This is a genomic window from Pseudomonas sp. NFIX10, assembly GCF_900111955.1.
Classification (GTDB): domain Bacteria; phylum Pseudomonadota; class Gammaproteobacteria; order Pseudomonadales; family Pseudomonadaceae; genus Aquipseudomonas; species Aquipseudomonas fluorescens_AA.
This window is the reverse complement of record NZ_FOKH01000001.1, coordinates 179,057-193,174: the sequence shown is the minus strand read 5'-3', so window position 1 is coordinate 193,174 and position 14,118 is coordinate 179,057. Positions and strand designations below refer to the sequence as shown.

Below are 14,118 nucleotides of genomic sequence, written 5' to 3'. Positions count from 1 at the left end.
TAATTCTTCTTCTCAATTGACAATCATTATCATTAAGCCTAATTTGGCGCTCGATGTGTAGGACGGGTCCGGCATCCGGACGTCCCGCTAACTTTTTGCAGCAAGGTGAATTCCATGACGGAACAAGTATCCACAAGCAGGTGCGACTCACCGTTACTCCAGGCGTTCGTCGATAACCGACTGATCCTGGTCAAGATCGCGGCGCGTATTACCGGTTGCCGGTCCCGCGCGGAAGATGTGGTGCAGGACGCTTTTTTCCGGCTGCAATCGGCCCCACAGATCACCTCCTCGTTCAAGGCGCAACTCAGTTATCTGTTCCAGATCGTGCGCAACCTGGCGATCGACCACTACCGCAAGCAGGCGCTGGAACAGAGATACTCGGGGCCGGAGGAGGAAGGGTTGAACGTGGTGATCCAGGGTGCTTCGCCAGAAACCTCCCATATCAACTTCTCCACGCTGGAGCACATCGCCGACGCGCTGACCGAACTGCCCAGCCGCACCCGCTATGCCTTCGAGATGTACCGCCTGCACGGCGTGCCACAGAAGGACATCGCCAAGGAACTGGGGGTCTCGCCGACCCTTGTGAACTTCATGATCCGCGACGCACTGGTGCATTGCCGCAAGGTGTCGGGGGTTCGGGGGGATACTTTCGCCCGGCGGTGACTTGTGGTGGTTTTGCCGGCCTCATCGCGAGCAAGCTCGCTCCCACAGTGGATCTTCAATGACCACAAAACTGTGGGAGCGAGCTTGCTCGCGATAAGGCCATAAGGCCTTACATCAACCCACACCGATCAAAAAACCGCTCACGCCCCAGGATCATCAGCGCCGCGCGCTTGTGGGGGAAATCGAATTCCTTTTCACAATGGAAGCACTGGTTGTGCAGGTGCCCGATCATCCGCGCATTGTCGGCCCTGGGCTCGGCGACCACGCGCTGGGTGCGCGGATCGTCCAGGAACAGGTAATGCACCAGCGCCGACAACCAGCTTGCCACCTTGTGCGGCCCGCGGTGCTGTTCTTCGCCCACCAGCATGTGGATACCGCGATCATAGTGGTCGGCCTCATAGAACGGCGCGATCCGATCCTCCTTGGCCCAATAGGCTTCGAAGTAAGCGAACGGCTGGTCATCGAAGCAACCGATCAGGGTCAAGACCCGGGGATCGGCCTGCAGCTTGCCCAGGTACTCGCGATGCTGTTCCAGGCTGCCCTCCTCCTGCCAGAAGCTCGCCACTCGCGGGCTGTTCTGCCAGCGGTTGAAACGCTCCAGGTCCTGCTCGATTTCCAGGGTGCGCAAGGAGACCCAGGCCCCCAGCCGCGCATCGAAACGTCGATACACCTCGCCACGCGGCTTCATGGGCCGGCGTGGATGGCGGCGGCCATCGGTGATGACCATCTGTTGCGGATAACTGCCGCTGAACGACTCCCCCAGCCAGGGCTGCGGCAATTGCCAGAACATCGTGCGCTCGCAGCGGTATTCACCGGCACGCTCCGTGACCGTCAATAAACCGCTGAGCAAGGCTTCGCCGGGGCGCTCGCCGAGGTGCCAGGTCAGGTGCTGACACTCGGGATCCCGGGCAAACAGCCAATAGCAGGCCGCCCACAGCGCCGGACCCACCGGGCGGTCGTTGATTTCCTGCAAATGCACATGCAACTCGGGACCGCGCACAAGGCGCAGCCGGATCAGCGGCGCGCCTTCGAGCATCAGGCTCAGGTGGCGTTCGGTTTCATCGGCGCCGAGGCGACGGCCACCGGGCAAGGGCAGCGTCGTCGGGTGGTTGAGGTTGGACATGGGAGCGGCTCGCGTATTCGTCGGTAGTCAACCTGTGACGTGAGCCGGGACGGGAAATTTAGTGTCGCCGTCAATGGGAATGCGTGGAGCCCAATTGGATCTGGTAGGGCTGGAAAATCTTCAGCATCTGACCATTATCCTGCAGGGTTTGCAGCAACTGTGCGAACGCTTCACTGGAAATGGGCGCCTGTGGCCGGATCAGCGCGTAATGGTGGTAAACCTGATCGATGCGTTCAGACACCAGCAATTGCGGGCCGACTTCAGGATTGCGCAGCACGTAATCGTTGAGGTACGAACGGGTCACCAGGGCGATATCCGCCCGCCCGCGCAAGACCATCAGCAGATTGCTGTCATGGGAATACGTCAGCGTGGCGTTGTATTGACCGGCGAGAAACTTGGGGTCGGCGTTGAATTCGGCAAAGGCGTAGTGATAACCGCTGAACAGCGCCAGGCGCTTGCCCCTGAGGTCGGCGAAATAACTTTGCTGGCGCTCCGGCTGGCGCTGGGCGACGAAGACTTCGGCATCTTCCAGGCCCATGTCCACCGACGTGTGCGGCACATCCTGCCAACCCCATTCGGGGTTCTCGAAAATCGCCATGTCGACCCGGCCCTGCTTGAAATCATTGAACCGGCGCGGGATCGACGTCGGCACCAGGACAAACTGATAGTCGTTTTGCGACTGGTTCAAGGCCTCCACCATCTGCGGCAGCAGGCCGGTGTCGGCACCGTTCTCGGGACGAACGGTATAGGGTGGAAAATGTGCCGCGCCGATCCGCACCAGTTGCGCCGCCTCGATCGGCAACGCCAGGAAAACGGCCAGAGTGGCCAGCAGCACACGGGAGGTCATCCCCATCGGCGAAAACGTCAAGATAACCCACTCCCCAAAAGTCCCCATCACTACAATCAAGCTAGGCGGTTTCAGCCGCTTAGCCAGCCAGGCGGCCATTTAAAGCGCCGTTCGATTATTGTTTTTCTTCAAGCACCAGGATCAGGGCCTGCTCGGCCAGTTCATCGAGGCTCAGGCTGCCTTCGGCGCGAAACCAGGTGGTGGTCCAGGACAACGCCCCCGTGAGGAACCGCCGAGTAATGGGCACGTCCCCGCGAATATACCCGGCCTCCTTGGCCTGGCCCAGGACCTCGAGCCACAAGTCTTCATACGTATCACGCAGGGCCAGCACGTGCCGCTGTCCGTCCGGCGAGAGCGAACGCCATTCATAGACCAGCACCGCCATGGCCTCGCCAGTGCCGCCCATGATCGACTGCAATTCACAGCGAATCAGCGCCAGCACCCGCTCGCGCACGCTGTCGGCCTCGGTCAGGGCCGCGCGCATCAACGCGGTGTTGTAGCGGATGGTTTCTTCCATTACCGCCCGCAGGATGTCGTCCTTGCTCTTGAAATGGTGAAAGATGCTGCCCGACTGGATGCCCACGGCACTGGCCAGGTCGCGTACCGTGGTGCGCTCGAAGCCCTTGTTGCGAAACAGGTGGGCGGCGGTCTGGAGCAGTTTGCCGCGCGCACTGTCCGGGTCGGTCAGTTGCCCGTTGTCGACCAGCTCGCGCATCACGCCCAGGGCTTTTTGCTCATCCACCCATTCTCTCCTACAGTCGATCAATCAACGCGCCGCCACAGCACAGCAAACCATCGGTGGCGCGGGCAATTTAAGCCGAGCGAAGCAGCCAAGCAAGCGCTCGGCCAGAAGAACCGGCGGTCGCTTACAAACCAAGCGCTTGCTTGGTAGTCTCGAATCGCCTTTGCCGGAGGGAACGCCATGCCCAAAACGATCCGAATCGGTTGCGCCAGCGCCTTTTGGGGCGATACCTGCACGGCGGCGGCGCAGCTGGTCGAGGGCGGTGCGCTGGATTACCTGGTGTTCGACTATCTGGCCGAAGTCACGATGTCGATCATGGCCGGGGCGCGCCTGAAAGACGCTTCGAGCGGCTATGCCACGGACTTCATCGAGGTCCTCACGCCGCTGCTTCAGCGTTTGCACGACGATGGGATCCGCGTCATCAGCAACGCCGGCGGGGTCAATCCCCAGGCCTGTGCAAGGGCTTTGCAAGCAGCCTGCGACCAGGCCGGCGTAGCGTTGAAGATTGCCGTGCTGCTGGGGGATGACCTGCAACCGCAACACGAACGGCTCGCCGCCCAAGGCATCGGCGAGATGTTCAGCGGCGAACCCCTGCCTCCCGCGTGTGTGTCCATCAACGCCTACCTTGGCGCCCCCGGCATCGTCGAGGCGCTGCGCCTGGGCGCCGATGTGGTGATCACCGGCCGCGTGGTGGACAGTGCCGTGGTCAGCGCCGCCCTGGTGCATGAGTTCGGCTGGGCCTGGGACGATTACGACAAGTTGGCCCAGGCCGCGCTCGCCGGGCATCTCATCGAGTGCGGTGCCCAGTGCACAGGCGGTAATTTTACCGACTGGCAGGCAGTGCCGGATTACGAGCACATCGGCTTTCCCATCGTCGACGTCAGCGCCGATGGCCAGTTCATTGTCACCAAGACCGAAGGCAGCGGCGGGCTGGTCACGCCGCTGACGGTCGGCGAGCAGTTGCTTTACGAAATCGGCGACCCGCAAGGTTACCTGCTGCCCGACGTGATCTGTGATTTCAGCCAGGTCAGGTTGATCCCGCAGGGCAAGCATGCCGTGCGCGTCCACGGGGCCAGGGGCCTGCCGCCCGGCGACCGGTACAAGGTCTGCGCCACCTGGCTGGACGGCTGGCGCTGCACCGCCACCTGCCTGATCGCCGGCATCGATGCGGTGGCCAAGGCTGAACGGGTCAGCCAGGCGATCGTCGCCAAGACCTCGCAGCTGTTGGGCCAACGTGGCTGGGCGCCCTACAGCGAGGTGAACGTCGAACTGCTGGGCAGCGAAGCCACCTATGGCCAGCACGGCCGGCGCCGGGACAGCCGTGAGGTGGTGATCAAGCTGGCGGTACGGCACCCGGATAAACAGCCGCTGCTGCTGTTTTCCAGGGAAATCGCCCAGGCCGCCACTGGCATGGCGCCGGGACTGACCGGCCTGGTCGGTGGCCGGCCGACGGTGTCGCCGTTGATTCGCCTGTTCTCGTTCCTGATCGATAAAACCACCTGCCGGCTCGCCATCGAACTCGACGGCCAGCGCCACCCTTGCCCCCTGCCCGCTTTCGAACCGCTGCACACCACCGATCTGCCGGTCGCCCCGGCCCCGCCCAAGCCCCAGGGCCGGGCCGACGCCAGCGTGCCGCTGATCAAACTGGCGGTGGCGCGCTCCGGCGACAAGGGCAACCACAGCAACATTGGCGTGATCGCCCGGGAACCCGAATACCTGCCCTGGATCGCCGAGGCGCTGACCCCGGAGGTGATGGTCGACTGGATGAGCCACGTGCTCGACCCGCTGCTGGGCCGGGTCGAACGCTGGTACCTGCCGGGCACCCACAGTTTGAATTTCCTGTTGGAAAACGCCCTCGCTGGCGGCGGTGCCGCCAGCCTGCGCATCGATCCCCAGGGCAAGGCGTTCGCCCAGCAACTGCTGGAGATTCAGATACCGGTGCCGCAACACATCGCCGATCAGGTCGGCTAAGGGCGGTCGCCATGGCAAATAACACGAGGAGTCTGCATGCCAGTCATCGAATCGCACCTGGATCCCCACAGCGCTGACTTCGCACGCAACCACGCGGCGATGCTGGCCAGTGTCGAGCAACTGCGCCAACTCGAACGGGCCGTGCTGGCGAAAGCCGCCCAGGCCCAGGACAAGTTCGACCAGCGCGGCCAACTGTTGCCACGCCAGCGCCTGAACCTGCTGCTGGACCCCGGCGCACCGTTCCTCGAGCTGGCGAGCCTGGCCGGCTACAAACTCCATGACGACAAGGACGGCAGCCAGGCCGGCGGCGGCCTGATCGCCGGGATCGGCTACGTGTCCGGGGTGCGGGCGCTGGTGGTGGCCAACAACAGCGCGATCAAGGGCGGCACGATTTCCCCCAGCGGTTTGCACAAGACCCTGCGCCTGCAACAGATCGCCATGGAAAACAAACTGCCGGTCATCACCCTCGCCGAAAGTGGCGGCGCCAATCTCAATTATGCGGCGCAGATTTTCGTCGAAGGCGCGCGCTGCTTCGCCAATCAGGCACGCATGTCGGCCATGGGCCTGCCGCAGATCACCGTAGTGCATGGCTCGGCCACGGCCGGTGGCGCTTATCAGCCGGGTTTGTCGGATTACGTGGTGGTGGTGCGCGACAAAGCGCGGCTGTTCCTGGCCGGGCCGCCGTTGCTCAAGGCCGCGACCGGCGAAGTGGCCAGCGAGGAAGAACTGGGCGGTGCGCTGATGCACGTGCAAGTGGCCGGCACCGCCGAATACCTGGCGGAGAACGACGCCGATGGCATACGCCTGGCCCGGGAAATCCTCGACTTGCTGCCCTGGAACGCACAATTGCCGCCCCAGCCCGAACGGACCTGGACGGAGCCGCTCTACCCCGCCGAGGAATTATTGGGACTAGTGCCCGACGACCCGAAGAAACCCTATGGCGTGGTGGAAATCATCGCCCGCATCGCCGACGGCTCGCATTTCCTGGCCTTCAAAAGCGAATTCGACACCCAGACGATTTGCGGCCACCTGCACATTCGCGGCCATGCCTGCGGCCTGATCGGCAACAACGGCCCCATCACGCCACAGGGCGCGGCCAAGGCCGCGCAATTCATCCAGTTGTGCGATCAGAGCCGCACGCCGCTGCTGTTCTTGCACAACACCACCGGGTTCATGGTCGGCACCGAGTCGGAGCGACAAGGGGTGATCAAGCATGGCGCCAAGATGATCCAGGCCGTGGCCAATGCCCGGGTGCCCAAGCTGACCGTCGTGGTAGGCGGCTCCTATGGTGCCGGCAACTACGCCATGTGCGGCCGCGGGCTTGACCCGCGCTTCATCTTCGCCTGGCCCAACAGCCATACCGCCGTGATGGGCGGCGCCCAGGCCGGCAAGGTCCTGCGGATGGTCACCGAGGCCACGCAACTCAAGAACGGCCTGAGCCCCGACCCGAAGATGCTGGACCTGCTCGAGCAAACCACCGCGCAGAAACTCGACAGCCAATCCACCGCCCTCTACGGCAGCGCCAGCCTGTGGGACGACGGGCTCATCGACCCGCGCGACACCCGCACACTGCTGGGTTACCTGCTGGACATCTGTCACGAAGCCGAACAGCGCCCCTTGCAAGCCAACAGCTTCGGCGTGGCCCGTTTCTGAGGACGCTCCACGGCTCACAGGAGAACAATAAAATGATCTTCACCCAGGAACACGAAGCACTGCGGCGCACCGTCCGCCAGTTTGTCGACCACGACATCAATCCCTACGTCGACGAATGGGAGCGGGCCGGGCGTTTCCCCATCCACGAGATTTTCCGCAAGGCCGGCGAGCTGGGCCTGCTGGGCATTTCCAAGCCGCAGGCCTTCGGCGGCATGGGCCTGGACTACAGTTATTCGATCGTCGCGGCCGAGGAATTCGGCACGATTCATTGCGGCGGCGTGCCGATGTCCATCGGCGTGCAGACCGACATGTGCACCCCGGCCCTGGCCCGTTTCGGCTCCGACGCGTTGCGTGAAGCGTTCCTGCGCCCGGCCATTCGCGGCGAACAGGTGGGCTGCATTGGCGTCTCGGAAGTCGGTGCCGGCTCCGATGTCGCCGGCCTCAAGACCACGGCGCGCAAGGACGGCGACGACTACGTCATCAACGGCAGCAAGATGTGGATCACCAATGCGCCGAGCGCTGACTTCATCTGCCTGTTGGCGAATACCTCGGACGACAAGCCCCACGTCAACAAATCGCTGATCATGGTGCCGATGCGCAGCGCCGGCATCAGCCTCGGCCAGCCCCTGGACAAACTCGGCATGCGCAGCTCGGAAACCGCCCAGGTGTTTTTCGACGACGTGCGGGTGCCACAACGCAATCGCATCGGCCAGGAAGGCGCCGGGTTCATGATGCAGATGCTGCAATTCCAGGAAGAACGCCTGTTCGGCGCGGCCAACATGCTCAAGGGCCTGGAGCATTGCATCGACAGCACCATCGAGTACTGCAAGGAGCGCAAGACCTTCGGCACGGCCCTGATCGACAACCAGGTGATCCACTTCCGCCTGGCGGAACTGGCCAGCGAAATCGAATGCCTGCGGGCGCTGGTCTACCAGGCCACCGAGCAGTACATCCACGGCCAGGATGTCACGCGACTGGCCTCGATGGCCAAGCTCAAGGCCGGACGCCTGGCCCGGGAAACCACCGACAGTTGCCTGCAATACTGGGGCGGCATGGGCTTCATGTGGGAGAACCCGGTGGCCCGGGCCTATCGCGACGTGCGGCTGGTGTCCATCGGCGCCGGCGCGGACGAAATCATGCTGGGCATCATCTGCAAGCTCATGGGCATTTTGCCGGGGAAGAACAAATGAGCGGTTTGCCTGACAGGTCGCTATCGCGAGCAAGCTCGCTCCCACATTTTCACCGTTCACTGTGGGAGCGAGCTCGCTCGCGATGAGGCCCGAACAGACACCACAAAAAAACCAGGAATACCCCATGCCCATCTTCAGCAAAATCCTCATCGCCAACCGCGGCGAAATCGCCTGTCGCCTCCAGCGCACCGCCCAGGCCCTGGGTTATCGCACGGTAGCGGTGTTCAGCGAGGCCGACGCCGATGCGCTGCATGTGCGCATGGCCGATGAAGCCGTACTGATCGGCCCGGCCCCGGTGCAGCAGTCTTACCTCGACCCCTTGGCCATTCTCGAGGCGGCCCGGCGCAGCGGCGCCGATGCGATCCACCCCGGCTACGGCTTCCTTTCGGAAAATGCAGGGTTCGCCCATGCCTGCGCGCAGGCCGGCCTGGTTTTCATCGGCCCCAGCCCCGAGGCCATCGAGTTGATGGGCAGCAAGCGCCGCGCAAAAATCGCCATGATCCAAGCCGGTGTTCCCTGCATCGCCGGTTACCAGGGCGCCGCCCAGGACGACGACACGCTGCGGCGCGAAGCCGGGCGCATCGGCTACCCGCTGATGATCAAGGCCAGCGCCGGTGGTGGCGGCCGCGGCATGCGCCTGGTCCAGCGCGCCGAGGAACTGTTGGAGCAGTTGCGCAGCGCACGCTCGGAAGCCCTGCACGGCTTCGGCAGCGACGAGTTGATCCTCGAACAAGCCTTGATCGATCCGCGGCATGTGGAAGTGCAGATCTTCGGCGACCACCACGGCCAGTTGATCCACCTGGGCGAACGGGACTGTTCGATCCAGCGGCGCCACCAGAAAATCATCGAGGAAGTGCCCTGCCCGGTCATGACCGCCGACCTGCGCCGGGCCATGGGCGAGGCGGCACTCAAGGCCGGGCGCGCAGTGAATTACGTCGGTGCCGGGACCGTGGAATTCCTGCTCGCGGCCGACGGTCGGTTTTACTTCCTGGAAATGAACACGCGCCTGCAGGTCGAACACCCGGTCACCGAGTTGATCACCGGCCTGGACCTGGTGGCCTGGCAATTGGACGTCGCCGCCGGCAGGCCGCTGCCCCTGCGCCAGGAGCAGGTGACGCTCAGCGGCCATGCCCTGCAAGTGCGGTTGTACGCCGAGGACCCAGCGGCGGATTTCCTGCCTCAGACCGGGCGCTTGGTTGGCTGGGAGCCCCCTATCCGCGACGGTGTGCGAGTCGACCATGGCCTGCTGCAGGGCCACGCCATCACGCCGTTCTACGATTCGATGCTGGGCAAACTCATCGTCCACGGCGCCACCCGCGACGAAGCACGCCGCAAACTGTTGCGAGCGGTGGAGGATTGCGTGCTGCTTGGGGTCCAGAGCAACCAGCGCTTGCTCGCCGGCTTGCTGGCGCATCCGCGGTTCATCGATGGTGACTTCCACACTGGCTTCATCGGCCAGCATTTTGCCAATCATCCGGCGCTTCAGCCCCTTGAGCCATCGGCCGAACAACTGGCCATCGCCACGGCGGCGTTTTATCAGGCGTCGCAGGCACGGCATGCTCCCGGCCTGGGCGGATGGCGCAACAGCATCGGCACGGCGCTGCATTATCGGATCGGTGTCGGGGAGCGCGACTGGGAGCTGAGCCTTGAAACCGAAACCGACGGGACACTGAACATCCGCGGCGCCGGGCGCTTGATCGAACTGAGGCTGCTCGACGTTGATGCGCAGGGCGCAACGCTGGTCATCGACGGGATTGGCCAGCGCCATGCCTGGCGCCTCAAAGGCCATGATCTCTGGCTGTCCACCCGCCCCGGCGGCCTGCACCTGCAAGACCGGACCCTGGCCCCCGTCGCCAGCAAGGCCAATGCCGGTGCCAGTACGCTCCTGGCGCCCATGGACGGTGCCATTGTCGAGGTACTGGTCAGCGAAGGCAGCCCGGTGCGCCAAGGCCAGCTGCTGATGGTGCTCGAAGCGATGAAAATGGAGCACCCACTCAAGGCAGGCATCGACGGGGTGGTCAGGCAATTGCAGGTCACACGGGGAGATCAGGTGAGAAAACGCCAGGTTTTGTTGCGCGTTGAAACAGCCCACTAGTCGGATGCCTGGGGTTTGACTACGCTCAAACCCATCAGCACGCCGATACCGGGAACACTGCAATGCCTCACTGGCTGGTGATTGATCTGGAGGCCACTACCGATGAAGGTGGCTGGCCGGTAACCGAAATGGAAATTATCGAGATCGGCGCCACGCTGGTGAGTCGTGACGGCCGCGAAGTGGATCATTTCCAGCGCTTCGTGCGGCCCCTGAGACGACCGCTGCTCACGCCTTTTTGTCGCGAACTGACCCACATCACCCAGGCCAATATCGACGGCGCCGCGCCCTTGACCGAGGTCTGGCCGGCGTTCGAGCGCTGGCTGGCACCGTATCATCCGAAGCTGGAAAGCTGGGTCAGTTGGGGCGACTACGACCGCCAGCAACTGCTTCAGGAATGGAAGCGCCAGCAGTTGCACAGTGTCCTCGCCCAAGTGCCGCACATGAACCTCAAGCAACGCTTCGCCAAGGCCCGCCGGCTGGAACGACCGCTGGGGCTCAATGGCGCGCTGCAACTGGCGGGCCTGCAATTTTGCGGGCAACAGCACCGCGCCCTGGAAGATGCCCGCAATACCGCGCGGTTGTTGCCCCTGGTGCTTCCGGGTTGAGCGGCGCTCGCCTCCCGGCGCGGCAGATGACGAATGTTGCAGCCTTGTGCATACTGGCCGGCCTTTTTCAGCCCTTTTTCGAGGAATCGCCATGTTTAAAGTCAACGAGTACTTCGATGGCACCGTCAAGTCGATCGCTTTTGGCACTGCCGAAGGCCCCGCGACCATCGGCGTCATGGCACCGGGCGAATATGAGTTCGGCACGGCCCAACGGGAAATCATGCACGTCGTCTCCGGCGCCCTGACCGTGAAACTGCCCGACAGCATCGATTGGGAAACCTTCGCGGCCGGCAGCCAGTTCAATGTACCGGCCAACAGCAAGTTCCAGCTCAAAGTGGCCGTCGACACCGCTTACCTGTGTGAATATCGCGGCTGACTCTGTGGCATAGATACGCCGCTCATCTGTGGCGAGGGGATTTTTGTTCACGGTTCTGTTTATTCGAGCACTTCAACCGGCATGCCGACCTCAAGCCGACCGTTGCTGTCGTTGACCAGGTTCTGGCCGAACATCGCACCGTCCGGCGTCGAACGGTATTGCTGCAACGTGGCGAAGGGTTCGCGACCAGGATCGCGTTCGCCGGTGTGCGGATCGACCGTGGTCATGATGCAACGCGAGCAGGGCTTGACCAGCCGGAACTCCACCTCGCCGATACGAATACGCTTCCAACCGTCCTCGGCAAACGCCTCGCCGCCCTCCACCACCAGGTTGGGACGAAAGCGCAACATCTCCAGCGAGCGGCCGACCCGGCTCGACAGGTCCTGCAATGAGGCCTGGCCAATCAGCAGCAGGGGGAAACCATCGGCAAAGGCGACCTTGTCGTCATCCTTGCCATAACCGGCGGCGGTGGTGCGCGCCAGTTCCACCGGCACATGCACCAACCGCGTGGGGTTGCCGATGAATTCGCTGACCCAGGCCGCAGCCTCATCACCGGCATCCGGCACACGCAAGGTGTCACGCCAGATGATCACGCCGCGCCGTCGCTCTTGCTGGGTGGGTGGCAGCGGCACGTCGATGGCGCCATGGCCCGGCGCGCTGAGCGTCAGGCCACCCGCCTCGTTCCACAAGGCCGAAAGCTGGCTCATCTTCGCCACGGCGCGCTGGGTCAGGAACCGCCCCGTGCCCTCGTCCACCAGCATCCAGCGCCGATCACCGTCCAGCCCTAGCTTGTCCAGGCCAATCTGCTGCAGGGGCTGGCCCTTGCCGGACTTCAACGGATACCGATACAGCGCGCTCAGCCGCAACATGGTCAACTTCCCCGGTGGCAAAAAAAAGCCACCTTATACGAGCCGGTCATTGAAGCAAACCACCATTGGTTTCAGTCGAGCATCAGGCGCTGGCGCACCACATCGACCAACTTGTCCGGCTGGAATTTGGAGAGGAAGTTGTCGCAACCGACCTTCTTGACCATCGAATCGTTGAAGCTGCCGGACAAAGAGGTGTGCAGTACGACATAGAGCCCACGCAAACGCGGGTCGTTGCGGATTTCGGTGGTCAAGCGGTAGCCGTCCATTTCCGGCATTTCCGCATCGGTGAAGATCATCAGCAATTTGTCGGTCATGACCTCGCCGGTATCGGCCCAGGCCTTGAGCATGTTCAGGGCCTTCAGGCCGTCGCTGGCGATGTGCATTTTCACACCCAGTTGGCCCAGGGTGTCGCGCAATTGCGAGAGCGCGACGTTGGAGTCGTCCACCAGCAGCACTTCGCGGCCACGGGCGCGCTCCAGCACCGGGTCTTCGAGTTTGTCCCGGGAGACCTTGGCGTTGTACGGCACGATTTCGGCCAGGACTTTTTCCACGTCGATGATTTCCACCAACTGATCGTCCACCTTGCTGATGGCGGTCAGGTAGTGCTCGCGGCCGGCGCTGGTCGGCGGTGGCAGGATGGCTTCCCAGTTCATGTTGACGATACGGTCGACACCGCCCACCAGGAACGCCTGAACCGAACGGTTGTATTCGGTCACGATAATGGTGCTGTTGGCGCCCGGTACCAGCGGACGCATGCCAATGGCTTGGGACAGGTCGATCACCGGCAGCGTCTGGCCCCGCAGATTGACCACGCCGCACACGAACCGGTGGCGTTGCGGCATCAGGGTCAACTTCGGCAGTTGCAGGACTTCCTGGACCTTGAACACGTTAATGGCAAACAACTGCCGACCCGCCAGGCGAAACATGAGAATTTCCAGGCGATTCTCACCCACCAGTTGGGTTCGTTGATCTACTGTGTCGAGAATGCCGGCCATCGATGACTCCTGGGCTTGTTCGGATGAATCCAATAAAACCGATATCGGCCGCACGAGCCGAATCTTGACCCCGGATAAAATACACACACAGGGAATTGATATCACATTAACATCATGCTTTACTGGCTTCACGATTTCATCTGGCATTTACCCCCGCTGCGCGACTCCGGTTTGCGCACTAAGTTCCCCTGTCTAAGGGATTCCCCTAGGCACAATCAGGTCCAACCTGATATTCCCGTTATCCAATAGCCATTAATGTGACGCCATTCTCATTGCTGAACGGAGTCAGGCCTTTGTACGCGACCACAGGACATCGGACCTGCAGCCTTTCGGCCGATCTCACCCGTGTAATCGTTTACGAATTCACCTTCGCTAAACGGCACCGGCGTGTCGTCGCGCGTCCGTCCGCGGTCGACCTTGAGATCCAGCCGTTCGCCATACGCGGTTTCCTTTCGCCTGACATGATGTTGTGGAGATAAGCATGCCGAACGATCGTAGGAACTGGAATCAACGTCTTCCCGAATTTCTGATCGAGGCCGAGACACTGCTGGCCAAGTCAGAGGAATGCCTGAGCCATCTGCAATTGATCAACAATGACAAGGACGCCATCGATTGCATGCTCAGCACCTTGCTGAAACTGGCAAACAAGGCCAATGCCCTGGCGCTGGAAGCCGTTTCGGAGTTTTCCCTGCATATCCATGGCTTGCTCAGCCACGCGCAAAACCACATGGAATTGCATGACCAGGCCCTGGATGCCTTGAAGGATTGCTTCACCCTGATGGCCTGGCAATTGGAACTGGTCGATCACACCACCGGCCAGTTGAGCCTGGACAACAGCGAACAAACGTCCTTGATCGAGGCATTCGCTTTCCAGGTCGGCCAGAGTCCCGACCAGGCATTGGCCACGTCACGTCCGCTGGCGTTGGTGTCCTATCCCCAGAAACAAGCCTGATACGATGGCAATGCGCCTGCTCCCTAGCGCTTTCCGG

At 62.6% G+C, this 14,118-nt stretch carries 13 protein-coding genes; 8 read left to right on the top strand and 5 right to left on the bottom strand.

The window, feature by feature from the left end; translation table 11 throughout:
• The first annotated feature begins 114 nt into the window (after window positions 1–114).
• Complete coding sequence (locus BM321_RS00900; protein WP_092327046.1) at window positions 115–663, top strand: RNA polymerase factor sigma-70; 549 nt, start codon at window positions 115–117, stop codon at window positions 661–663.
• Between the two features lie 109 nt (window positions 664–772).
• Here the strand turns inward: BM321_RS00900 and BM321_RS00895 are convergent, their stop codons facing one another.
• The 3 genes from BM321_RS00895 to BM321_RS00885 all read right to left on the bottom strand — a co-directional run bounded on the left by BM321_RS00895 (window position 773) and on the right by BM321_RS00885 (window position 3,375).
• On the bottom strand, window positions 773–1,786 hold the full coding sequence (locus BM321_RS00895) for a GNAT family N-acetyltransferase (protein WP_092441233.1): 1,014 nt from the start codon (window positions 1,784–1,786) through the stop codon (window positions 773–775).
• A 70-nt stretch (window positions 1,787–1,856) separates the two neighbouring features.
• Window positions 1,857–2,633, bottom strand: a complete 777-nt coding sequence (locus BM321_RS00890; RefSeq protein WP_175534885.1) for a substrate-binding periplasmic protein — start codon at window positions 2,631–2,633, stop codon at window positions 1,857–1,859.
• A 115-nt stretch (window positions 2,634–2,748) separates the two neighbouring features.
• Complete coding sequence (locus BM321_RS00885) at window positions 2,749–3,375, bottom strand: TetR/AcrR family transcriptional regulator (RefSeq protein WP_092441232.1); 627 nt, start codon at window positions 3,373–3,375, stop codon at window positions 2,749–2,751.
• A gap of 180 nt (window positions 3,376–3,555) precedes the next feature.
• Between BM321_RS00885 and BM321_RS00880 the strand changes: the two genes are divergently transcribed.
• From BM321_RS00880 to BM321_RS00855, 6 genes are all read left to right on the top strand, one after another.
• Window positions 3,556–5,346 (top strand): acyclic terpene utilization AtuA family protein, encoded by a 1,791-nt coding sequence (locus BM321_RS00880; protein ID WP_092441231.1) that lies wholly within the window; start codon window positions 3,556–3,558, stop codon window positions 5,344–5,346.
• 36 nt (window positions 5,347–5,382) lie between these two features.
• On the top strand, window positions 5,383–6,999 hold the full coding sequence (gene atuC, locus BM321_RS00875) for a geranyl-CoA carboxylase subunit beta (protein ID WP_092441230.1): 1,617 nt from the start codon (window positions 5,383–5,385) through the stop codon (window positions 6,997–6,999).
• 32 nt (window positions 7,000–7,031) lie between these two features.
• Window positions 7,032–8,189, top strand: a complete 1,158-nt coding sequence (gene atuD / locus BM321_RS00870; protein ID WP_092441229.1) for a citronellyl-CoA dehydrogenase — start codon at window positions 7,032–7,034, stop codon at window positions 8,187–8,189.
• A gap of 124 nt (window positions 8,190–8,313) precedes the next feature.
• Window positions 8,314–10,284, top strand: coding sequence for an acetyl/propionyl/methylcrotonyl-CoA carboxylase subunit alpha (locus BM321_RS00865; RefSeq protein WP_092441228.1), 1,971 nt, complete (start codon window positions 8,314–8,316; stop codon window positions 10,282–10,284).
• A 62-nt stretch (window positions 10,285–10,346) separates the two neighbouring features.
• Window positions 10,347–10,889, top strand: a complete 543-nt coding sequence (locus BM321_RS00860; protein ID WP_092441227.1) for a 3'-5' exonuclease — start codon at window positions 10,347–10,349, stop codon at window positions 10,887–10,889.
• A 91-nt stretch (window positions 10,890–10,980) separates the two neighbouring features.
• Window positions 10,981–11,265, top strand: coding sequence for a pyrimidine/purine nucleoside phosphorylase (locus tag BM321_RS00855; RefSeq protein ID WP_092327058.1), 285 nt, complete (start codon window positions 10,981–10,983; stop codon window positions 11,263–11,265).
• Between the two features lie 59 nt (window positions 11,266–11,324).
• On the opposite strand, the gene BM321_RS00850 is transcribed toward BM321_RS00855, so the two are convergent.
• Window positions 11,325–12,134: an MOSC domain-containing protein gene (locus tag BM321_RS00850; RefSeq protein WP_092441226.1), complete on the bottom strand. Its 810-nt coding sequence runs from the start codon at window positions 12,132–12,134 to the stop codon at window positions 11,325–11,327.
• Between the two features lie 71 nt (window positions 12,135–12,205).
• Entirely contained in the window at window positions 12,206–13,129 is a 924-nt protein-coding gene (locus tag BM321_RS00845) for a chemotaxis protein CheV (RefSeq protein WP_092327061.1), read from the bottom strand.
• 481 nt (window positions 13,130–13,610) lie between these two features.
• Here BM321_RS00845 and BM321_RS00835 point away from each other — a divergent pair, with 481 nt between their 5' ends.
• Window positions 13,611–14,081: a hypothetical protein gene (locus BM321_RS00835; RefSeq protein ID WP_092441225.1), complete on the top strand. Its 471-nt coding sequence runs from the start codon at window positions 13,611–13,613 to the stop codon at window positions 14,079–14,081.
• The last annotated feature ends 37 nt before the right edge of the window (window positions 14,082–14,118 follow it).

What these genes read in the sequence shown, in the direction of transcription:
- BM321_RS00900 (WP_092327046.1), top strand. Translation starts at nt 115, where the DNA reads ATGACGGAACAAGTATCCACAAGCAGGTGCGACTCACCGTTACTCCAG.
- BM321_RS00895 (WP_092441233.1), bottom strand. Translation starts at nt 1,786, where the DNA reads ATGTCCAACCTCAACCACCCGACGACGCTGCCCTTGCCCGGTGGCCGT.
- BM321_RS00890 (WP_175534885.1), bottom strand. Translation starts at nt 2,633, where the DNA reads ATGACCTCCCGTGTGCTGCTGGCCACTCTGGCCGTTTTCCTGGCGTTG.
- BM321_RS00880 (WP_092441231.1), top strand. Translation starts at nt 3,556, where the DNA reads ATGCCCAAAACGATCCGAATCGGTTGCGCCAGCGCCTTTTGGGGCGAT.
- atuC (WP_092441230.1), top strand. Translation starts at nt 5,383, where the DNA reads ATGCCAGTCATCGAATCGCACCTGGATCCCCACAGCGCTGACTTCGCA.
- atuD (WP_092441229.1), top strand. Translation starts at nt 7,032, where the DNA reads ATGATCTTCACCCAGGAACACGAAGCACTGCGGCGCACCGTCCGCCAG.
- BM321_RS00865 (WP_092441228.1), top strand. Translation starts at nt 8,314, where the DNA reads ATGCCCATCTTCAGCAAAATCCTCATCGCCAACCGCGGCGAAATCGCC.
- BM321_RS00860 (WP_092441227.1), top strand. Translation starts at nt 10,347, where the DNA reads ATGCCTCACTGGCTGGTGATTGATCTGGAGGCCACTACCGATGAAGGT.
- BM321_RS00855 (WP_092327058.1), top strand. Translation starts at nt 10,981, where the DNA reads ATGTTTAAAGTCAACGAGTACTTCGATGGCACCGTCAAGTCGATCGCT.
- BM321_RS00850 (WP_092441226.1), bottom strand. Translation starts at nt 12,134, where the DNA reads ATGTTGCGGCTGAGCGCGCTGTATCGGTATCCGTTGAAGTCCGGCAAG.
- BM321_RS00845 (WP_092327061.1), bottom strand. Translation starts at nt 13,129, where the DNA reads ATGGCCGGCATTCTCGACACAGTAGATCAACGAACCCAACTGGTGGGT.
- BM321_RS00835 (WP_092441225.1), top strand. Translation starts at nt 13,611, where the DNA reads ATGCCGAACGATCGTAGGAACTGGAATCAACGTCTTCCCGAATTTCTG.